Annotated in this window: 15 protein-coding genes; 5 read left to right on the top strand and 10 right to left on the bottom strand. The window is 69.4% G+C overall.

What is annotated here, in order from left to right; genetic code table 11:
* The first annotated feature begins 139 nt into the window (after window positions 1–139).
* Window positions 140–2,401: a glycosyl hydrolase family 95 catalytic domain-containing protein gene (locus ACQEU1_RS19725; RefSeq protein ID WP_433203529.1), complete on the top strand. Its 2,262-nt coding sequence runs from the start codon at window positions 140–142 to the stop codon at window positions 2,399–2,401.
* Window positions 2,402–2,454: 53 nt separating this feature from the next.
* Complete coding sequence (locus ACQEU1_RS19720) at window positions 2,455–4,086, top strand: NPCBM/NEW2 domain-containing protein (RefSeq protein WP_433203526.1); 1,632 nt, start codon at window positions 2,455–2,457, stop codon at window positions 4,084–4,086.
* A 15-nt stretch (window positions 4,087–4,101) separates the two neighbouring features.
* Here ACQEU1_RS19720 and ACQEU1_RS19715 read toward each other — a convergent pair whose 3' ends face one another.
* Together ACQEU1_RS19715 and ACQEU1_RS19710 are read right to left on the bottom strand one after the other, a co-directional pair.
* Window positions 4,102–4,320 (bottom strand): hypothetical protein, encoded by a 219-nt coding sequence (locus ACQEU1_RS19715; RefSeq protein ID WP_433203523.1) that lies wholly within the window; start codon window positions 4,318–4,320, stop codon window positions 4,102–4,104.
* 553 nt (window positions 4,321–4,873) lie between these two features.
* Window positions 4,874–6,001, bottom strand: coding sequence for a carboxylesterase family protein (locus tag ACQEU1_RS19710; protein WP_433203520.1), 1,128 nt, complete (start codon window positions 5,999–6,001; stop codon window positions 4,874–4,876).
* 112 nt (window positions 6,002–6,113) lie between these two features.
* Between ACQEU1_RS19710 and ACQEU1_RS19705 the strand changes: the two genes are divergently transcribed.
* Window positions 6,114–7,148: a zinc-dependent alcohol dehydrogenase family protein gene (locus ACQEU1_RS19705; RefSeq protein WP_433203517.1), complete on the top strand. Its 1,035-nt coding sequence runs from the start codon at window positions 6,114–6,116 to the stop codon at window positions 7,146–7,148.
* Here the strand turns inward: ACQEU1_RS19705 and ACQEU1_RS19700 are convergent.
* Entirely contained in the window at window positions 7,132–8,604 is a 1,473-nt protein-coding gene (locus ACQEU1_RS19700; protein ID WP_433203514.1) for a flavin-containing monooxygenase, read from the bottom strand. The genes ACQEU1_RS19705 and ACQEU1_RS19700 overlap by 17 nt on opposite strands.
* 115 nt (window positions 8,605–8,719) lie before the next feature.
* On the opposite strand from ACQEU1_RS19700, the gene ACQEU1_RS19695 reads away from it, so the two are divergent.
* Window positions 8,720–9,295, top strand: a complete 576-nt coding sequence (locus ACQEU1_RS19695; RefSeq protein ID WP_433211597.1) for a TetR/AcrR family transcriptional regulator — start codon at window positions 8,720–8,722, stop codon at window positions 9,293–9,295.
* On the opposite strand, the gene ACQEU1_RS19690 is transcribed toward ACQEU1_RS19695, so the two are convergent.
* From ACQEU1_RS19690 to ACQEU1_RS19675, 4 genes are all read right to left on the bottom strand, one after another.
* Window positions 9,261–9,968, bottom strand: a complete 708-nt coding sequence (locus tag ACQEU1_RS19690; RefSeq protein ID WP_433203511.1) for a type 1 glutamine amidotransferase — start codon at window positions 9,966–9,968, stop codon at window positions 9,261–9,263. The two genes, ACQEU1_RS19695 and ACQEU1_RS19690, sit on opposite strands and share 35 nt — an antisense overlap.
* Entirely contained in the window at window positions 9,961–11,208 is a 1,248-nt protein-coding gene (locus ACQEU1_RS19685) for a MurT ligase domain-containing protein (protein WP_433203508.1), read from the bottom strand. The genes ACQEU1_RS19690 and ACQEU1_RS19685 overlap by 8 nt, the downstream gene beginning before the upstream one ends.
* Before the next feature lie 77 nt (window positions 11,209–11,285).
* Window positions 11,286–11,771, bottom strand: coding sequence for a helix-turn-helix domain-containing protein (locus ACQEU1_RS19680; RefSeq protein ID WP_433203505.1), 486 nt, complete (start codon window positions 11,769–11,771; stop codon window positions 11,286–11,288).
* Window positions 11,772–11,886: 115 nt separating this feature from the next.
* Window positions 11,887–13,920 carry an LCP family protein gene (locus ACQEU1_RS19675; protein WP_433203502.1) on the bottom strand — a complete coding sequence of 678 codons (2,034 nt, stop codon included), beginning with the start codon at window positions 13,918–13,920 and terminating at the stop codon, window positions 11,887–11,889.
* Window positions 13,921–14,006: 86 nt separating this feature from the next.
* Between ACQEU1_RS19675 and ACQEU1_RS19670 the strand changes: the two genes are divergently transcribed.
* On the top strand, window positions 14,007–16,937 hold the full coding sequence (locus ACQEU1_RS19670; protein WP_433211594.1) for a glycine--tRNA ligase: 2,931 nt from the start codon (window positions 14,007–14,009) through the stop codon (window positions 16,935–16,937).
* A 58-nt stretch (window positions 16,938–16,995) separates the two neighbouring features.
* On the opposite strand, the gene ACQEU1_RS19665 is transcribed toward ACQEU1_RS19670, so the two are convergent.
* The 3 genes from ACQEU1_RS19665 to ACQEU1_RS19655 all read right to left on the bottom strand — a co-directional run bounded on the left by ACQEU1_RS19665 (window position 16,996) and on the right by ACQEU1_RS19655 (window position 20,321).
* Window positions 16,996–17,784 (bottom strand): chitosanase, encoded by a 789-nt coding sequence (locus tag ACQEU1_RS19665; protein WP_433203499.1) that lies wholly within the window; start codon window positions 17,782–17,784, stop codon window positions 16,996–16,998.
* Window positions 17,785–17,959: 175 nt separating this feature from the next.
* Entirely contained in the window at window positions 17,960–18,745 is a 786-nt protein-coding gene (locus tag ACQEU1_RS19660; RefSeq protein ID WP_433203496.1) for a chitosanase, read from the bottom strand.
* A 115-nt stretch (window positions 18,746–18,860) separates the two neighbouring features.
* Complete coding sequence (locus ACQEU1_RS19655) at window positions 18,861–20,321, bottom strand: alpha/beta hydrolase (RefSeq protein ID WP_433203493.1); 1,461 nt, start codon at window positions 20,319–20,321, stop codon at window positions 18,861–18,863.
* Window positions 20,322–20,338: the final 17 nt, after the last annotated feature.

Below are 20,338 nucleotides of genomic sequence, written 5' to 3'. Positions count from 1 at the left end.
CGGTTGTTGTTTCGTGTTGTTGTTGGTTGGGTCTTGCGCGATACGCCTCAGAACTCCTACCTTTCGACTTGTCCAGACCAGGCTGCCTCGCCGCGCAGCTGAACGTGAGTAGTCGTCATGCGCGGGCGAGGAGTGAGCGATGGTCTTTGGCAGACGGGGTTTCATCGGCGGGACCACGGCAGCGGTGCTGCTGGGCCAGTCGGGGGTGGCGACCGGGAAAGAGACCGGGCCATCGGAGGTCTTCACGTGTTCCGGCATGTCGGAACGGGCCTGGCGAGAGTTCATCGGGGCACAGGATCTTGTCTGGAAGCGGCCACCGACCCAGTACGGACAGGCCCCGTTCCTCGGTGACGGGCGGCTCGGCAGCGTCGTCTACGCCGAGGGGAACGTCGTCAGGTTCACCGTGCAGCACGCCGACGTGCAGGATCACCGCGACACCGGCGGCAGCCAGTTCGGCGTGTGCCGGCTTCCTGTCGGGAACCTGAAGATCACGGCGGCCGGCGAGGTCACGGGCGTCGACTGGCGCCTCGACCTGTGGAACGCGGAGCTGCGCGGGACCGTGACCACCTCGCTCGGCGTGATCACGTTCGCCGCCTACGTCCACTCCGAACGCTCGGTGTTCTCGTTGGACGTCACCGCTTCCGGGACCGAGCAGCCCGTGCTCGCGTTCGAGCCGTCAAAGGCGATTCCGCCCCGCGCGGACTTCAACCCGCTGCCGGACGGGTACGTGCTCAACCCGGACCCGGTGACCGCGCCGGACGGCCGCGAGACGCTGGTGACCTGGGCGTTGAACGCGGGTGGGCAGACGGCAACCGCTTTCCGGATCGACCGCTCCGGCCGTGCGCAACGGCTGCTGCTGTCGGTCGCGCACACCTATCCGGCCGTCGGCGCCGCCTCGATGGCGTTGCGGGCCGTGCGACGAGGCGTGTCGCGCGCGTCGCACCGCCGTTGGTGGAACACCTACTACCGGAAGAGCTTCCTGTCGTTCGGGGAACAGCGGCTGCAGGCGTTCTACTGGATCCAGCTCTACAAGGTGGCGTCCGGGTCGCGGGCCGGTGGGCCGGTGATGGCGACGACCGGGCCGTGGCTCGAGAAGACGCCGTGGGCCGCGGCCTGGTGGAACCTGAACGTGCAGCTGGAGTACTGGCTGATCCACGGCTCCGGGCACCTGGAGCTGGACGCGATCACCAGCACCCTGAAGGACAACCAGGAACAGCTGGCGCGCAACGTGAAGGAGCCCTACCGGCACGACTCCGCGGGCGTCGGCCGCAGCACGGACCGGTTCACGTCGAACGCCGGCACGCTGTACGAGCCGGGCACCGGCGGTTCCGGGGTCAAGGAGCTCGGCAACCTCACGTGGGCGTTGCACAACGTCTGGCTGTCGTACCGGCACAGCATGGACGCGCGCATCCTGTCCGATGTCGTGTTCCCGCTGCTGCGCCGCTCCATCAACTACTACCTGCACTTCCTGCGGAAGGGCGACGACGGCAAGCTCCACCTCGACGTCACCACCTCGCCCGAGTACGGCGACGCGCCCGACTGCAACTACGACCTGCAGTTGATCCGCTGGGGCTGCCAGACGTTGGTCGACTCGGCGGCGCTGCTGCGGATCGCCGACCCGCTGGAGCCGCGCTGGCGGGAGGTGCTGCGCGACCTGGTGCCGTACCCGGTGGACGCCAACGGGTTCATGGTCGGCGCCGGTGTCCCGTTCGCCGTGTCGCACCGGCACTTCTCGCACCTGCTGGCGACGTTCCCGTTGATGACGGTGAACTGGGACCAGCCAGAGAACCGCGCCCTGATCGAGAAGTCGTTGCACCACTGGATGTCCCTGGAGCCCGCGCACCGCGGCTACAGCTACTCCGGGTCCGGCTCGATCGCGGCGCGCATGTTCCGCGGCGACGAGGCGTACGCGTACCTCGTCCGGATGTTCGACGTTTCGAAACGCTTCCCGGTGCTGGAGAACACCATGTACACGGAGGCAGGCCCGGTCGTCGAGACGCCGCTGTCGGGTGCGCAGACCATCCACGACTTCGTGTGCCAGAGCTGGGGTGGCGTCGTCCGGGTGTTCCCGGCCGTGCCGTCGGTGTGGCCGGACGTGATGATCGCCGACCACTCGTGCGAGGGCGGCTTCTCGGTGACGGCCCGTCGTGCCGGTGGCCGGACCGAGTTCGTGGTCGTGCGCAGCCGGGCGGGTGAGCCGTTGGTGTTGCGGCACGGGATCTCCGGGCCGGTCACCGTGGTGAGCCCGGTGCGGTACCGCGACCGCGGCGACGGGACGTTGGAGATCCCGTTGCGGCGTGGGCAGGAAGTCCTGGTGCACGTCCGCGGACGCCGTCCTGACCTGGCCGTGCGGCCGGTCGCCATCTCGATCCCCGGCAAGCCCTGGGGCCTTCCCGCCTGACCGACCTGGGCCGGGACAGCCCGGTCCTCCCGCGTGACGAAAAGAGAACTCCCATGCGCGCTCTCGCACTGGCACTAGTGTCCACAATGGTCAGTTTCGGCTTGGCCGCGCCCGCCTCGGCGTTGCCGGACGGGCTAGCCCTCACTCCGCCGATGGGCTTCAACAACTGGAACACCACGGCCTGCCGGGCCGAGTTCAACGAGGCGATGGTCAAGGGCATCGCCGACATCTTCGTCAGCAAGGGCCTGAAGGACGCGGGCTACGAGTACGTGAACATCGACGACTGCTGGGCCGAGAAGACCCGCGATGCCGCGGGCAAGCTCGTCCCGCACCGCACGCGTTTCCCCAACGGCATCAAGGCCGTCGCCGACTACGTCCACTCCAAGGGCCTGAAGTTCGGCATCTACACCAGCGCCGGCACCAAGACCTGCAACAAGGACAACGGCTTCCCCGGCGGCCTCGGCCACGAGGAGTCCGACGCGCAGCAGTTCGCGTCGTGGGGCGTCGACTACCTGAAGTACGACAACTGCAACAACCAGGGCGTGGACGCGAAGCAGCGCTACCGCAAGATGCGTGACGCACTCAAGAAGACCGGCCGTCCGATCGTGTTCTCACTCTGCGAATGGGGCCAGAACAAGCCGTGGGAGTGGGCCTCCGACACGGGACACCTCTGGCGCACCACGGGCGACATCAACGACACCTGGCCACGCACCATGGACATCTACGAGAAGAACGTGGTGCTCGACTCCTACGCGGGCCCCGGCCGGTGGAACGACCCCGACATGCTGGAGGTCGGCAACGGCAAGATGAGCGCCACCCAGTACCGCAGCCACTTCTCGCTGTGGGCCATCATGGCCGCGCCCCTGCTCATCGGCTCTGACCTGCGCAAGGTCTCCGCCGACACGTTCACGATCCTGGAGAACCGCGACGTGATCGCCGTCGACCAGGACAGGCTCGGCGTGCAGGGCAAGCGGATCCGCACCACCGGCACCACGGGCGTCGACGTCATCGTCAAACCGCTGGCGGGCGGCGACAAGGCGGTGGCGCTGTTCAACAAGTCCGGCTCCACGCAGACGATCTCGACCTCGCTGGCCGAGATCGGCATGACCGGCCCGGCGGTGCTGAAGGACCTGTGGACCAAGGCGACCCGCACGACCACCGGCACGATCTCGGCCTCGGTCCCGTCGCACGGCACGGTGATCTACCGCGTGTCGTCAAACGGCCCGCGCCCGACCCCGCCGTCCGGCGTGTCCGACCTGTCCGCGTTCGGCGCGTCGGCCTCGGCCAACGGCTGGGGCCCCGTCGAGATCGACAGGTCCGTCGGCGGCCAGGGCGCCGGTGACGGGCGGCCGCTCGCGATCAACGGCGTCGGGCACGCGCGCGGGTTCGGGGCGCACGCGGCGTCGTCGATCGAGTTCTACCTGGGGCGCAAGTGCTCCTCGCTCACCGTGGACGTGGGTGTCGACGACGAGGTGGCCGCGGGGCGCGGGTCGGTGGTGTTCCAGGTGTTCGCGGACGACGCGAAGGTGGCGGAGTCGGGGCGGCTGACCGGGAGCGATGCGGCGGCGAGGCTGACGGCGTCGCTGGGCGGTGCGGAGACCCTGCGGCTGGTGGTGACCGACGCCGGGGACGGCATCAACTCCGACCACGGCGACTGGGCCTCGCCGCGCATCACCTGCGCGTAGAGGTGGCCGGCTGGGTCAGGTGGCGCTTCGCGTGACCGCCGTGGCCTGTGTCGGGCACCGGCCGGCCGCAGCACCGCGGTCCGTTTCGGTCAGCCGGTGCGGGTTGGCAGGGCGGTGCGGGTCGGCAGGGCGGTGATGGCCGATGTGGTCTGAGTACGTGAGGAGCAGGTCGGCGTACAGCTCGGCGTCGCAGGCCTGCTCCCGCTTGGAGCGGGGGAACGAGGCTGCTCGCACGGGACGGTCTTGTCGAGCTCGCAAGGGATCGCGGCGGCCTCGATCGCGGCGGGCTCGCAGGGATCGGCGGGCTCGCAGGGGATCGCGGCGGCGAGGGGATGCGGGCGCGGCGGCTGGGGCCAAGCGCTCGGGCGCTTCTGCACGTTCGAGGCCGCGGCTGGGCGAGACGAACCGCGAGGTACAACCCGGCGGGTGGGGCGAGGCCGCTGCCGACACCCCAGCTCTCAACACAGCGGTGCTGCGGAAGGCCCCGAGGGCGGCGGTGCTGAGACGGGCGGTGCCGAGGCCGGCGTTGGGGCACCCGAGGTCGGCGGTGGTGGTCGTCGAGGCCGCGGCTGAGCTAGGTGCACGCCGCCCCCCACGCGCTTCCTATTGGCGCATCGTCGGAGCCTCCGGTTTCGTTCCTCGAGTTGTCCACAGCCTAGCCGGAATGCGATCGCCGCAGGTCAGAAGTACTGCGGCCTGTGGACAACTTGAGATCTTGGTCGGTGGGCGGTGCGGGGGAAGCGGGGTGGGCGCGGCGTGTCGGTTGTGACACGCCGCGTTTGGTGCGTTACTCGCCGAATTCGAGTGTGCGGGACGGGAGGGCGGTCAGGCCCTCGCGGGCGAAGCTTGCCCAGGTCGTGCGGATGGTTCGCGACAGGTCGGGGTCCGGCTTGGCGCCCGCCAGCATGCCCGCGCCCAGCCAGGACTCCGGGTCGAACAGGAACGGCAGCTCCATGCAGTGGCAGGAGCCCAGCGGGGCGCCCTCCGGTGCCCACTTGAACAGGTAGGTGGCGACCTCGCCGCCCGCCGCCTCGAAGTCCGCCGCGAAGGCGCGGGCGCCGGCGGCGAAGATCAGCTCGGTCACGGCCTCCCAGTGCTCGCGGCTCGGGACGTACGGGCTGCCGTCGTCCGCGGTGTGGCCGATGAGCAGTTCTACGCGCGAGGCGGCCGCGCCCAGGTCTCCCTCTACTACGGGGGCGAACGGCATGCCGCCGGACGGGGCGAACTGCGGGCCGACTGACGCCATGGCGGCGGCCTGGGCGGCCAGCACGTCCTCGATCGGTGTGGTGGCGTCCACCTCTACGGCTGCCTGCAGGGCCGCGGTCATCGAAGGGCGTTCCGGGCTGCGGGTGCCCAGGGGTGCGCTTTGCATGATCGCGCGGTGGAACAGGGACTCGGTGTCGGTCAGCATCAGGGCGTAGACCGAGTCGGCGCCCGCGGACTGGCCGAAGATCGTGACGTTGGACGGGTCGCCGCCGAACGACGCGATGTTGTCGCGGACCCAGCGCAGCGCCACGAACTGGTCCTGCAGGCCCAGGTTGTCCCGCAGGTAGCCGAAGACGCCCAGGCGGTAGCTGACGCTGACGACCACGACGCCTTCGGACGCGAGCAGCGTCGTCTCGTACTTGACCGACTCGCCGCTGCCCGTCAGGTAGGCGCCGCCGTGGAACCAGACCATCACCGGCAGGCCGTCGGCGCCGGCGGGGGCGGTGACCGAGAGCACCTGGCAGTGCTCGGAGAACTCCAGGCCCGCTACCGAGTTGCCGACCACGGCGACCAGTGCGGACGGCGGCTGCGGGCAGGCCGGGCCGCGGGTGCTACCGCGCACGCCGTCCCAGGCGACCGGACTCGGTGGGGCGAAACGGGAAGACGTCGCATAACGGATGCCACGTGCCTGCACGAGATCGGTGATCACGCTCTCGATAGTAAGCATGAGTAAGCAATTCCACAGTGTCTCGATTCGGCGGAAACCGGAGGACGGGGGGACGATGAAACGGTTGGGCAACGCGACATGAGGAGGGCTCGGAGTGCGGGCTACGACGATCTACGGCACCAAGGACATCCGCGTCGAGGAGGTGCCGGACGCGGCCGTTCAGGAGGCCACCGACGTCGTCGTCCGGGTCGAGCTCGCCTGCATCTGCGGCAGCGACCTGTGGGCGTACCGCGGCGTGGCGAAGCGACAGGAGGGGCAGCGGATCGGGCACGAGTTCCTCGGCATCGTCGAGGAGGTCGGCGCTGACGTGAAGAGCGTCCAGGTCGGCGACCGGGTCATCGCCCCGTTCGTGTGGAGCGACGGCACGTGCGCGTACTGCCAGGCAGGCCTGCAGACGTCGTGCCGGGCCGGTGGGTTCTGGGGCGGCAAGGGCAGCGACGGCGGGCAGGGCGAGGCCGTGCGGGTGCCGCAGGCCGACGGCACGCTGGTCAGGGTTCCCGCGGACGCGCCGGCGCAGCTGCTGCCCGCGTTCCTGAGCCTGAGCGACGTCATGGGCACCGGGCACCACGCCGCCGTGGGCGCGGGCGTCGGGCCGGGCAGCACGGTCGCGGTCGTCGGCGACGGCGCGGTCGGCCTGTGCGGTGTGCTCGCGGCCAAGCGCCTCGGCGCCGAGCGGATCATCGCGATGGGACGCCACGAGGACCGGGCCAAGATCGCCCAGCTCTTCGGCGCCACGGACCAGGTCGCCGAACGCGGTGAGGCCGCGATCGAGCGCATCAAGGAGATGACCGGCGGGCTCGGCGCGTCGGCCGTGCTCGAGTGCGTCGGCACCGAGCAGTCGTGGGAGACCGCGATGGGCATCGTGCGCGACGGCGGCAGGATCGGGTACGTCGGCGTGCCGCACGAGATGCCGGGGCTGCCGCTGGGCAAGCTGTTCGGCCGCAACATCAACATCGGCGGTGGCGTCGCGCCGGTGCGCGCGTACCTGCCCGAGCTGCTCGCGGACGTGCTCGCCGGCCGCATCGACCCCGGCCCCGTCTTCGACCGGACGGTCTCGCTCGACGACGTCGCCCTGGGCTACCAGGCGATGGACGAGCGGACCGCCCTGAAGGTCATCGTGCAGCCGTAGTCAGGACGTAGTCCTCGGCGCGCACGCGCTTGGTCCGCATCCAGTACCGCCAGGTGAATCCCGGCCACACGGTGCGGTTCACGCCCTGCGCGTCGAGGTACCAGCTCTTGCAGCCACCCTGGGTCCACACGCCCTTGGTGAGCTTCTGCTGGATCTCGCGGTTGAACTCCTGCTGGGCCTCCACCCGCACGTCCAGCTCCGCTGCGCGGTGTTGGTCGAGGAGCTGAAGGCACTGGGAGATGTACCGGATCTGGGACTCGATCATGAACACGACCGAGTTGTGCCCGAGTCCGGTGTTGGGGCCCAGCAGGAAGAACAGGTTGGGGAAGCCCGAGACCGTGATGCCGAAGTAGGTCTCGATCCCCTTCTCGCGCCACTGCTTCGCGAGGTCGACACCGCCCTTGCCCTGGATGTCCAGGTAGTCGAACGAGTCGACGACGTGGAACCCGGTGCCGTAGATGATGACGTCGACCTCGTGCTCGACGCCCGCACTGTCCACGATGGACTTCTCGCGCACCTCGGAGACCTTGTCGGTCACCAGGTCGACGCTCGGGTAGCCCAGTGCGGGGTAGAAGTCGTTGGAGATCAGCACGCGCTTGCAGCCCATCGTGTAGTCGGGCTTGAGCTTGCGGCGCAGCTCCGGGTCCGGCACCTGCTTCTTCATGTGCCGCAACGCGATTCCTTGCGCGAACTGCATGATGCGAGGGTTCACCGCGAACCCCAGCGCGGACGACTCGCGGGTCCAGTACACGAAGTTGCGGTACGCCCGTTGCGTGAACGGCAGGGCGCGGAACAGCTTCTGCTCCCAGCCGTTGATCGACCTGTCCGCCTTGGGCATGATCCACGGCGGGGTGCGCTGGAAGATCTTCATCGACGCGACCTGGCCCGCGATCTTCGGCACGAACTGGATCGCCGACGCGCCCGTGCCGATCACCGCCACGCGCTTGCCGGTCAGGTCGTGGTCGTGGTCCCACTGCGCCGAGTGGAACGCCTTGCCGGCGAAGTTCTCGATGCCGGGCAGTTCCGGGACGTTCGGGATGTGCAACGCGCCGACGCCCGCCACCAGCGCCTGGGCCGTGTACGTGTCACCGTGCTCGGTCGTGACGGTCCAGTGCTTCGCCTCGTCGTCCCACTGCGCGCCCGACACCTTGGTGTTGAACCGGATGTGCGGCCGCAGCCGGTACTTCTCGGTGACGCGCAGCAGGTAGTCCTGGATCTCGCCCTGCCGCGCGAACATCCGCGACCACTTCGGGTTCATCTCGAACGAGAACGAGTACATGTGCGAGGGCACGTCGCAGGCGCAGCCGGGGTAGGAGTTGTCCCGCCAGGTGCCGCCGATGTCGGCCGCCTTCTCCAGCACCACGAAGTCGTGCTCACCCCGGCGCTTCAGCTCGATGGCCATGCCGAGGCCGGAGAAGCCGGTGCCGATGACGAGCACTTTCGTCGTCCGGTGCATGGGGGAGTCCCTCCGCTCGCGGTGGCTACTTCGCAGTAGGTTACTCGAAGTAAGTTACGAGCGGTAGACTCCTTTCGTGACTGCTCCGCGGCGCCGCATGCCCAAGGCCCAGCGCATGGCTCAAATGCTCACCGTCGCGGAGGAGATCTTCGCCGAGCAGGGGTATCTGGCCACGTCGATGGACGAGATCGCCGAACGCGTCGGCGTCTCGAAGCCGATGCTCTACGAGTACTTCGGCTCCAAAGAAGGCCTGCTCATCGGGTGCATCCACCGCGCTCGCACCGAGCTGCGGGAGAAGACGGCGGCGGCGATCTCGGGCGCGCGGAACCCCGAGGAGTTCCTCAGGCTCGGGCTGCTCGCGTTCTTCGAGTTCATCGACGAGCACCGCAGGTCGTGGGCGCTGCTGCGGCAGGAGGCGGCCGTGGCCGTGCCGTCGGCGCAGGAGGAGGTCGAGGGCATCCGTCAGCAGCAGACGGACATGATCGGGGCCGTCCTGGCGTCGTTCACGCCGGACATCGACCCGCTGGAGTCCGAGGCGTTCGCGGAGATCGTCGTCGGCGCGACGGAACGGCTCGCGGTGTGGATGGAGCGCAGGCCCAAGGTAGGACCCGCGCTCGCAACCGACTACGTGATGGCCGTGATCTGGCCGGGTGTCGCTATGAAGCTGCCTTCACCCGTTCCGCACGCATAGCGGCGACGGCCGGCAGGTCGATCGGCGCGACCTTCGTGCCTGTGGCCCACTCGATCAGCATGTCCGCGAGCGCCGGGTTGCGCGGCAGCACCGGGCCGTGCAGGTAGGTGCAGACGATCCGGCCCTGCACGGCGCCCTCGACGCTGCCGTCGTTGCCCGTGCCCACCTTCACGTTCGCGAGCGGACGGGCGGCGGGGCCCAGCGTGGTGCGGCCCTGGTGGTTCTCGAAGCCGATCAGCGGGCCCGCGAACAGGCCGTTGATCGGCTCTGCCACGACCTCGCCGATCGCCCGGCTGCCGCCCGCGTGCGACGACGAGTCGATCAGGCCCATGCCGGGGTGCGTGACGTTGTCGGCACGGGTGAAGCTCTCGCCGAAGATCTGGATGCCGGCGCACACGCCCAGCACCACGGCGTTCTTCGTGACGGCGCGCTGCAGGCCGGGGTGCTCGCGGAGGTGCTTCACCGCCAGCGTCTGCGCGGTGTCCTCACCGCCGCCCACGACGTAGATGTCGCACGAGTCCGGCACCGGCTGGCCGTAGTTGATCGGCACGATCTCGGCCTTGATGCCGCGCCACGTCATGCGCTTCTCGAGGACCACGGCGTTGCCGAAGTCGCCGTACGTGCCGAGGAGATCCGGCAGCACGAGCGCGATCTGGATTGTCGACTCACTCATCAGCGGCAGCCCTGGCATTCAAGTCGCGGAACGCGGTGTAGTTGGCGATGACCTCGACCGCGCCCTGGGGCATCTGGTCGATGGCCTTCAGCGGGTCCGGCACGATCGTGTGCTGGACCTCGGCGTACGTGAGGCGCACGGCCAGGTCGGTGGCGCGCTCGCCGGACGCGATGACCGTGCGGCCCTGCAGGCGTTCGAACGGGACGTCCCACAGCCACGACAGGTCGCGGCCGTCGGCCTCCTGGGCGTTGATCACCAGGACGGCCGGGTGGTTGGCCTCCTTGACGACCGTGAGCGTCTCGCTCCAGCCCGCGGGGTTCTTCGAGAGCAACAGGCGCGCGCTGCGGCCGTTGCGGGTGATCGTGCGGTAGCGGCCGCTGACGTTGGAGACACCGCGCAGGCGGCGCACGGCCTCGTCCGCCGGCACGCCCATCGCGTTGGCCGCTGCGGCCGCCATGACGGCGTTGGCCTGGTTGAACTTGCCCGGCAGCGTGAGGCGCAGCTCCAGCTTGCGGTGCTCCGGCGTGATCATGGCCTCGTCGGCGGTGATCCAGTTCGGGTGCGGGCGCGCCAGGTCGCAGCCGGTGCAGTGCCAGTGCTCGCCCTGCCAGCGGATCGGGTTGCCGCAGCGCGGGCAGCTCGCCGAGTCGTGGTGCCAGCCGGTGCCGGTCGCGACCCACACGACCTTGGAGGCGTTCCAAGCCGCGCTCGTCACCATCACGTCGTCGCAGTTGGCGACGATCGTGCAGTTCTGCAGCTTGTTGATCGCGTCGCGCAGCGAGCGTTCGATAGTGCGGACCTCGCCGACCCGGTCGAGCTGGTCGCGCGACAGGTTCAGCACCACCGCGACGGACGGGTTGCTCGCGCCCGCGACGGCGGGGAAGTAGGCCTCGTCGCACTCCAGCACGGCGTACGGCGCGTCCGGCTGCTTCGAGAGCGCCGTGACGTGACCGTCGGGCATGTTCGCGCCGCTGTGGTTCGTGGCGACCTCGCCCAGCGCGCCCACGGCCCTCGCCAGCATCATCGTGCTGGTGGTCTTGCCGTTGGTGCCCGTGACGACGGCGACGGTGCGGCCCTGCGTGAGGCGGCCCAGCGCCTGCGGGTCGAGCTTCAGCGCGACCCGGCCGCCGATCATGCCACCGGCGCCGAGGCCCATCTTCTGCGACAACGTGGAGCTCAGGTTGCCCAGCTTCACGGCGGCTGCGGTCCGCAGAGGGAGGCGGGCGGGGGAATCGTTCACCCTGAAGACTCTACCGGCGTTGGGATTCGCCCCTTTCGGACGGTCGTTGCGTTGGTGTGAACGAAGGTTCGATACGTCTACCGGCTCAGTCCGCGCAGGATCCTGATCAGCTCGACGGTGGGCAACTGGCACAGCTGAGCCATGTTCTCCAACGCCGGCAGGTCGAGGTGGATCTCCGGGGACGTGCCCGGCGACAACGCGTGCAGCCGGCCCGCCGCCCACCGCTTCAACGGCAGGATGCGCGGGTTGTCGCTCGCGGCGATCGCGGTGAGGCTCAGCGACAGGTGCCCGGCAGGGGTGTCGCCGAAGAAGCGTTCGTGCACACGAGCGAGGACTTCGTGCGCCGGAACGTCCAGGGCGTGGCAGATCTCCACCAGGCGCACGACGGAACACTGCCGCGTGCCCAGCTCGTACGTCGCGAGCGTCTGCAGCGAGATCTCGGTCTGCAACCGCTTGTTCAGTTCCTTGCGGGTCCATCCGCGCTGCTTGCGAAGGCTGCGGATCTCATCACCGAGCACGCGCTGGTACGCCGCTGTGTCGATTTGGCCGTTCGCAGTCTGCACTGGTCCCTCCACCCCGTGAGCGGGTCTCACGGTGATGGAAGGCGCTGGTGCTTCGTCGCTTACGCAACTTACTGGGAGAATCCCCCGAACGGGGTATACATCTCTACTCTCAGTATCAGTTTACGCAGCGCACGCCGTCTGCGGAGATGGGCGGAGGGGCCGCGGGGTCAGCCGGTTGCTGACGCGCACCGTCCAGGGCGAGCACTCCCGACCCGGCGAAACCCTGCGATCCGGGACCCGCGTAGTCGGAGCCGAGGAAGACGCGCGCCGCGCCGGCGGGCACGTTGACGTCCTCCTCGGTCTTGATGCCGCCGAGGGCCTCGGCGACGGCGTTGCCACCCGTCTCGCCGCCCTTGCCGTACCGGACGACCGACTTCGTCATGGCGTCGGCGTTGCCCGTCTGACCCCCGGTGAAGCCCTTCGCGGTGAGCGACTGGAGCACCGTGGCCGCGAGACCCGGCTGGCCGGAGGCGTTGCGGACGTCCACGGTGACCGAGGCCTTGTCGAACTTCGGGTCGGCGGGGGCGTTCGACGCGGGTGCCTTGCCGAGGTTCTTGACGAACGTCTTGACCTCGGCGGCGTCCACCTCGACCGCGGAGCCGTCCTCGGGCGTCTGCAGGTCGGGGTTGCCGGTCGGGATGGTCTGGAACGTCATGTTGCCGCCCGTCATGTCCTTCATCTGCAGGGCGAACTTGGTGATGTCCCAGCCGTCGTCGAGCACGATCGCGCCGCTCACGGCCTTGATCATGTCGCTGCGCTTGGTGCTGTCGGTGAGCACGCCCGCCGACAGCATCTTCTTGGCGAGACCCGCCATGAAGACCTGCTGGCGCACGACGCGGTCGAGGTCGCCCATCGGCAGGCCGTGCCGCTGGCGGACGAACGCGAGCGCGTTCTTGCCCTCGATGGTCTGCTGGCCCGCCGGGAAGTTCGCGCCGGAGAAGCTGTCGCGGACCTTGGTGTTGAGGCAGACGTCGATGCCGCCGATGGCCTTGGTGATCTCGTAGAAGCCGACCAGGTTGACCTCGGCGTAGTGGTCGATCGTCGCGCCGGTCAGGTCCTGGATGGTCTGGATGAGGTTGTTCGCGCCTTCCTTGCGCGACTCCATCTCGACGTCGGGCGCGCTCTTGCCGCTGCCCTGGAGCTTCTCGGCGGCCTGGTTCTTGGCGTAGCCGTAGGCCGAGTTGATCTTGTGCCGGCCGAACCCGCCCGCGATCTTCACGTAGGAGTCGCGCGGGAACGACACGGCGTAGGCCTTGCCGCTGTCGTTCGGGATGTGCAGCAGGATCAGCGTGTCGGTGTTGAAACCGCCGTCGTCGCTGCCGCCCGCCTGCAGTTCGTTGAGGATCTCCTGCGGCAGCGGGTTGCCCTTGGAGTCGGTGCGGCTGTCCATGCCGACGAGCAGGATGTCGATCGCGCCGTCGGCGGGCTTCTCCCCGGCGTCGGCGAGGTTCAGGTCCTGCTTGGTCAGGCCGTCGGTCAGCGCCGTCAGGTTCTGCCACGCGATGCCGGTGACCAGCAGGATCGTGGCGGACAGCATGCTGAGGAAGATCTTGGCGCCGGTGGACGCGCCACGCTGGGCGGTGCTCGGCCTGCGGGCCGCGGCGGGCCTGGGACGCGGGCGGGGTGCGGCTTCGGCCTTCGCCTTCGCGGGGGTCGTGCGGACCGTCGGGCGGTCGGCGACCGGACGCGGGCGCGGCGCCGACGACGTGGCGCGGGGCGGGTCGGTGCGGCCGACGGACGCGCGGCGCGGCGGCTCTGAGCGGTTCGCCGACGTGCGGCGGGGAGGCTCGTCGCGGTCCGCGGCGCGGCGCGGGGGCTCGCGGCGGGGAGGCTCCGCGCGCTTCTGGGGCTCCCGGCGCGGAGGTTCGCCGCGGTTCGCCGACTGGCCGCGCGGCGGTTCGGCGCGTTTCTGGGGGTCCCTGCGCGGTGGCTCCGCCCGGCCCGGCTGCCGGCTCGGCGGCTGGTCAGCGGCGCGCGGAGGCGTCTGCGGGCGGCGGGGCTGGCCCCCTTGGGGGCGCGGGGTGGCGGAAGGTCGCCTGGGATTCCCGTTCGGGTCTCCTGGCCGCGGCGGCCGGTTGTCCACACCCACTCCTCTCAGCACATCCGGGTACCCCAAGTAGACGTGCGGGAGGTCCACTCGGTTGTGCACAGGGTGACACAGTGGCGGAGACCACCCGATTCAGACCCCCTGACCAGCGGTTTTATCTGTTTCGTAGACTCGTCGCCGTGTTGACGATGCAGGACGCGCTGCTCGCGCTGACCAAGTACTGGACCGACCGAGGCTGCATCGTGGTGCAGCCGTTCAACACCGAGGTCGGGGCGGGAACGCTGAACCCCGCCACCGTCCTGCGGGTGCTGGGTCCCGAGCCGTGGCGCGTCGCCTACGTGGAGCCGTCCGTGCGGCCCGACGACGCCCGCTACGGCGAGAACCCGAACCGGCTGCAGACGCACACCCAGTTCCAGGTCATCCTCAAGCCCGACCCGGGCGACCCGCAGGAGCTCTACCTCGGCTCGCTGGAGGCGCTCGGCATCGACGTGCGCGCGCACGACGTCCGCTTCGTCGAGGACAACTGGGCCTCGCCCGCGCTCGGCGCCTGGGGCCTCGGCTGGGAGGTCTGGCTGGACGGGCTGGAGATCACCCAGTTCACGTACTTCCAGCAGGCCGGCGGCATGACGCTCGACCCCGTGTCGGTGGAGATCACCTACGGCATCGAGCGCATCATGATGGCGCTGCAGGGCGTCGACCACTTCAAGAAGATCGCCTACGCGCCCGGCATCTCCTACGGCGAGGCGTTCGGCCAGGCCGAGTACGAGATGTCGCGCTACTACCTCGACGACGCCGACGTGGAGGCCAACAAGCGCCTCTTCGAGGAGTTCGCCGCCGAGGCGCGGCGGATGCTCGACGCGCGTCTTCCCGTGCCGGCGCACAGCTTCGTGCTGAAGTGCTCGCACATCTTCAACGTGCTGGACGCCCGCGGCTCGATCTCGACGACCGAGCGCGCGCGTGCGTTCGGCCGGATGCGCGGGCTGGCGCGCGAGGTGGCCGGGTTGTGGGCGGAGCGCCGGGCCGAGCTCGGGCACCCGCTCGGTGTCGCGACGCTGCCGAGGGCCGTGCCGGCGCCGTCGTCCTTCGAGGACGTCGTGGCGCCTTCGACGCTGCTGTTCGAGATCGGCACCGAGGAGCTGCCGCCCGCCGAGGTCCTGCGGACCGTGGACGCGGTGCGGGAAGCCGTTGGTGCCAAGCTTTCCGCCACCCGCCTGACGCACGGCGAGGTGACCGTGCACGGCACGCCGCGCCGGATCGTCGTTGTGGTGCCTGCTGTTTCTCCGCGCGAACCCGATGCCGAGCGGACCGTGCGCGGGCCTCGTGTTTCGGCTGCGTTCGATGGTGACGGGAACCCGACCAAGGCCGTGCAGGGCTTCGCCCGCGGCCAGGGCGTCGAGGTCTCCGCGCTGGGCCGGGTGGTCGAGAACGACGTCGAGTTCGTGGCGTTGACCAGGACCGACGCCGGGCGCGGTGCCGTCGAGGTGCTGAGCGGGCTGCTGGCCGAGGTCGTGCTCGACCTGCGGGCCGAGAAGAACATGAAGTGGAACGACCCGAAGCTGTCGTTCACCAGGCCGATCCGGTGGCTGCTCGCGTTGCTGGGCCAGACGCCGGTTCCCGTCGCCGTGTCGTCGCTGTCCGCCGGGACCTCCACGCGCGTGCACCGCACCGCCGACGCGCCGGTGGTCCCGGTCGCGTCCGCCGACGGGTACCTGGAGTTCCTCGCCTCGCACGGGATTCAGGCCGACGCCTCGGTTCGTGCCGCCGCGATCGTGTCCGCCGCCCAGGAGCTGGCGGCCTCGGTCGGCGGTGTGGTCGAGGTCGACGGGCTGCTGGACGAGGTCACGAACCTCGTCGAGTGGCCCACGCCGATCCTCGGGTCGTTCGAGGAGCGGTACCTGGAGCTGCCGGCGCAGATCCTGACGACCGTGATGCGCAAGCACCAGCGGTACCTGCCGGTCCGTGCGGCGGACGGGTCGTTGCTGCCGCACTTCGTCGCCGTGGCCAACGGGTCGGTCGACGCCGACCTGGTCCGGGCGGGCAACGAGGCCGTGCTGCGGGCTCGGTACGAGGACGCGGCCTTCTTCTGGCGGGCCGACCTGAAGACGCCGCTGGAGGAGATGAAGGCCGGGCTGGCGAAGCTGACGTTCGCGGACAAGCTCGGGTCGATGGCGGACCGGGCCGCGCGGATCGCTTCGCTGGCCGGTCGGTTCGCTGGTGTGGTCGAGGTCGACCGGGAGACGCTGGACCGGGCCGGTGCGCTGGCGAAGTTCGACCTCGGGTCGCAGATGGTGATCGAGCTGTCCTCGCTGGCCGGTGTGATGGCCCGGGAGTACGCGGTGCGCGCGGGCGAGACGCCTGAGGTTGCGGTGGCGCTGTGGGAGATGGAGCTGCCGCGTTCCGCCGGCGACTCGCTGCCCTCGTCGGTGCCCGGGGCGTTGTTGTCTCTGGCGGACCGGTTCGACTTGCTGGCCGGGCTGTTCGGGATCGGTGCTCAGCCGACCGGGTCCTCGGATCCGTTCGGGTTGCGGCGGGCCGCGCTGGGTGCGGTGACGGTGCTGCGGGCGTTCCCTGACCTGCGGGCGATCACTTTGCCGGTGGCGCTTTCGCTTGCGGCTGAGGGACTTTCGGTTTCGGCTGAGGCCTTGGAGACCGCTCGGGAGTTCGCGGTTCGGCGATACGAGCAGGCCTTGCTGGATGCTGGGCACGAGCACCGGTTCGTGCAGGCGGTGCTGCCGCTGGCCGACTCGCCGGTGCTGGCCGATGAGACGCTTTCGCAGCTGGAGGCGTTGGCCGGTAACGAGTCTTTTGACGCGTTGGTGGCGGCGTTGCAGCGGGTTCGGCGGATCGTGCCTGCGGATGTCGAGGCCTCTTACGACGCCTCGGTGTTGGTCGAGCCTGCTGAAGTGGCGCTGCACAAGGCGTTCGACGGGGTGTCTCGGGATGTCGTCGGGCTGGCGGCTTTTGTGGCTGCTGCCGAGGGGCTGACCGGGCCGGTCAACACCTTCTTCGAGGAGGTGCTGGTGATGGCCGAGGACGAGAAGGTCAAGGGAGCGCGGCTCGGCTTGCTGGCCTCGATCCGCGACTTCGCCGCGCCCGTGCTGGACTGGACGCAGCTCTAGAACCCGGACACGCGAAGAGGGGCGCTCCCGCGGGAGCGCCCCTCTTCTGCTGTGGTGCCTAGTTGATGGTGAAGCTGTCGCCGTAGACCTTCCACTTCAGCGGGGTCTTCAGGTCGAAGTTGCCCGCCTTCAGCCAGACGCGCTGCGCGGTCTCGATGCGGGAGACGTCCTCGTGGGCCGCCTCCTGCTTCATGGCCCACACGCGGGCGTCCATGAAGGCGTTGAGCCACGTGGTCTCGTTGCCGCCCTGTGACGGGGGCTTGGCCTTGCCGAGGGCGCGCTTGCGGATGTTGGTGAAGCTCGTCTTGTCGCCGCCGTCGCCGTGCACGACGATCGCGTCGTAGTAGGCGAACTGGCCCAGGGCGCGCACGCCGTCGGCCTTGCCCTGCTTCACGGCCGGGTTGAAGTACACGCGGTCGCGTTCGGACTCCTGTGCCGCCTTGAAGACGGAGTCCTTGGCCGCGGTCTTCCAGTCCTTGGTGAAGTTGGGGTCGAGGCCCGAGTGCGAGTCGGTGCCGTTGACCTTGCGCAGTGCCGGGAGGTACTTCTCCAGGACGTTGCCGGACTTCTTGGTCTTGTACAGCTCGACGAGGTCGAGCATGTCGCCGGTGCCGCTGCAGAAACCGATGATGCCCGCCGTGTAGCCGCGGCCGTCGTCGATGTCCTCGATGTAGCTGAACTGGGACTTCCAGTCCGTGGAGGAGTTCTCCGCGCTGGACACGATCTGCATCGCGATGTCCTTGAGGCGCGGCTCGTCCAGGTTGGCTGCCGAGGCGGTGCCAACGGTGGTGGTGAAGAGAGCGGCGCACGTCAGCAGTGCGGCCGCGAGGCGACCAGTGATTTTCACGAAGTTCCCTCCGGGGCAGGGATTGTGGGGGCCCGGGCGGCGTGGGAGCAACGGTAAGGGGTTCAGACCTTTATTGGCAAGAGTCTTTACTAATTCGCGAAACGGACAATTGCCCATAGCGCCAACAATCCGGCGGAAACGCTTGCCAGGCAAACGCTTCCGCCGGAAGGTCAGGTCACCTGATGTCGAACTGCTGGCCGTAGACGTGCCACTGGAGGGGGCGTTCCAGGTTCAGCTTGCCCTCGTCGAGGAAGCGGCGCTGAGCCGTGTCGACGCGGCTGGTGTCCTCGTGGGCGGGCTCCTGCCTCATGGTCCACGCCCGCGCGTCCAGGAAGGCGTGCAGCCACTGGGTTTCGTCGCCGCCCTGGGCCGGCGGGCGGGCGCCGGTGTTCAGCGCACGCCGGCGGATGGACGAAAAGTCCAGATCGCCCCAACCGTCACCGTGCATCACGATCGCGTCGTAGTAGATGAACTGGCCGAGGGCCTGGACGCCGTCCTGCTTCGCGCGGTTCACGGACGGGTCGAAGTAGACGCGGTCGCGTTCGTGCTCCTGGGCTCCCTGGAACGTGCCGTCCTGGGCCGCCGACTCCCAGTCGCGGGTGAAGTTCGGGTCCAGCCCGTCGTGCGACGGCGTGCCGTTCACGCGTTCCAGGGCCGGGAGGTACTTCTCCAGGACGTTGCCGGGGGACCAGTCGCGGTAGAGGCGGACCAGGTCGAGCATGTCGCCGGTGCCGCTGCAGAAGCCGATGATGCCGGCGGTGTAGCCGCGGCCGTCGTCGATGTCCTCGATGTAACCGAACTGGGCCCGCCAGTCCAAAGAGGAGTTCTCCGCGCTGGACACCAGCTGCATCGCGATGTCCTTGAGCACCGGGTCGTTCAGGTCCGCGGCCTGGGCGGTGCCCGGCGTGATCAACGCCGCCGCGCAGACAAGTGTTGCGGTGAGCCTTGCAAACGTCTTCATGCCGCTCCGTTCCACAGTGGACTCGGCGGCGACGTTGGTGCGGGAGCCAAGCTAGCGTGCGAGCGCTCCCACGACAAGGGCCGGCCCGCGGGAAGCGGACCGGCCCTGTCCGGCATCAGCCAGTTTCAGCTGCGCACCTCGTGTCGTTCGGACGGTCGCCACCGAGCAGGTACGCGGTGACCTTGTCGTTGGCGCACTTGTTCTTGCCGAGCGCGTAGGCGCCGTGACCACCCTGGTCGATGGTGATCAGCGCGGCCCGGTCGCCGAACGCGCGACGCGTCGACTGCGCACCGACGAGCGGCGTCGCGGGGTCGCGCTCGTTCTGCACCAGCAGCACGTTGCGCGGGCCCCTGTCGGACGGCAGGACCTGCTTCTCGACCGGCTTCGGCCAGAACGCGCACGGCTGGATGTTCGCCGCCGCCGCACCGAACATCGGGTGCTTGATCCGGTCGATCGCGACGTTGCGCTCGTACGTGCTCACCGACGTCGGCCAGGCCGAGTCACCGCAGATCACGTTCAGGCGTCCGGCCAGCAGGGCCTGCACGCGCGAGACCGGCGGGTACTCCTCCGGCGGCTGCGGCTTGCCGGTGTCGAAGGCCTGCCAGGACTCGGCCATCTTCTTGAACGTCGCGTCACCCGTGGCGTAGAGCTTCGTGAAGACGGTGAAGCGGAACAGCTTGCCGTCGATGCCCTCCACCGAGGGCTTCTTGTCCAGGCGCGCGGCCAGCTCGAAGAACTTGGCCTTCACCTGCTGCGGCGTCGTGCCCAGGTTGTACTCGGGGTGCGCGGCCGCCCACTTCGCGAAGTCCGGGAACGTGTCCTCGACGCCGCGGCCCATCAGCCGGCCGCCCTCGACGTCCCAGCCGGTCTTCGGCAGGTTGCTGTCGATCACGACGCGGTCGGAGGTCTTCGGGAACAGCGTGGCGTACACGGAACCCAGGTACGAACCGTAGGAGTAACCGAGGAACGAGGCCTTCTTCTCGCCCAGCGCCACACGGGCCGTGTCCAGGTCACGCGCGATGTTCTGCGTCGTGTTGTACGGCAACGCCTCGGCCGAGGCCGACTTCAGGCACTGCTCGGCGATCGTCTTCACCTCGGCCGCGCGCTGCCGCACGTCGGCGGAGTTGTTGGCGTACGGCGGGACGCTGCCGTCCGCCATCTGCTCCTCGGTCATGTCGCACGTCGACGGCGAGCTGTAGCCGATGCCACGCGGGTCCATGCCGATCACGTCGTACGCGTCGAGCACGCTCTGCGGCAGGCCCAGGGCCTTCAGCACGAACGGGAACGTCAGGCCCTCGCTCGGCCCGCCCGGGTTGGTCAGCAGGATGCCCCTGCGCTTCTCCGGGCTCTTGCTGGCCAGCCGCGAGATCATCACCTCGGTCTTGCGGCCGGACGGCTTGCGGTAGTCGAGCGGCACCTGCATGGTCCCGCACTCGAGACCCTCCAGCGCCACGTCGGACGGGCACGCCGCCCACTTGATCTCCACGGCCGGCGTGGTCGCCTGCGACACCCCCGGTGCGATCACCAGCGCTGCCGCCGCGGTCACCACCGCGGCCAGCGACATCGTTTTTCGCATTAGCAAATACCTCCCCG

Source organism: Lentzea sp. CA-135723 (assembly GCF_050936595.1).
Taxonomy (GTDB): domain Bacteria; phylum Actinomycetota; class Actinomycetes; order Mycobacteriales; family Pseudonocardiaceae; genus Lentzea.
Note: the sequence above shows the minus strand (reverse complement) of the source record. Positions and strands in the feature narration are given on the sequence as shown.

Excerpts from the sequence above, each read along its gene's own strand:
- ACQEU1_RS19695 (WP_433211597.1), top strand. The coding sequence starts at position 8,720 with ATGGCTCAAATGCTCACCGTCGCGGAGGAGATCTTCGCCGAGCAGGGG.
- ACQEU1_RS19670 (WP_433211594.1), top strand. The coding sequence starts at position 14,007 with ATGCAGGACGCGCTGCTCGCGCTGACCAAGTACTGGACCGACCGAGGC.
- ACQEU1_RS19725 (WP_433203529.1), top strand. The coding sequence starts at position 140 with ATGGTCTTTGGCAGACGGGGTTTCATCGGCGGGACCACGGCAGCGGTG.
- ACQEU1_RS19655 (WP_433203493.1), bottom strand. The coding sequence starts at position 20,321 with ATGCGAAAAACGATGTCGCTGGCCGCGGTGGTGACCGCGGCGGCAGCG.
- ACQEU1_RS19690 (WP_433203511.1), bottom strand. The coding sequence starts at position 9,968 with ATGAGTGAGTCGACAATCCAGATCGCGCTCGTGCTGCCGGATCTCCTC.
- ACQEU1_RS19700 (WP_433203514.1), bottom strand. The coding sequence starts at position 8,604 with ATGCACCGGACGACGAAAGTGCTCGTCATCGGCACCGGCTTCTCCGGC.
- ACQEU1_RS19660 (WP_433203496.1), bottom strand. The coding sequence starts at position 18,745 with ATGAAGACGTTTGCAAGGCTCACCGCAACACTTGTCTGCGCGGCGGCG.
- ACQEU1_RS19720 (WP_433203526.1), top strand. The coding sequence starts at position 2,455 with ATGCGCGCTCTCGCACTGGCACTAGTGTCCACAATGGTCAGTTTCGGC.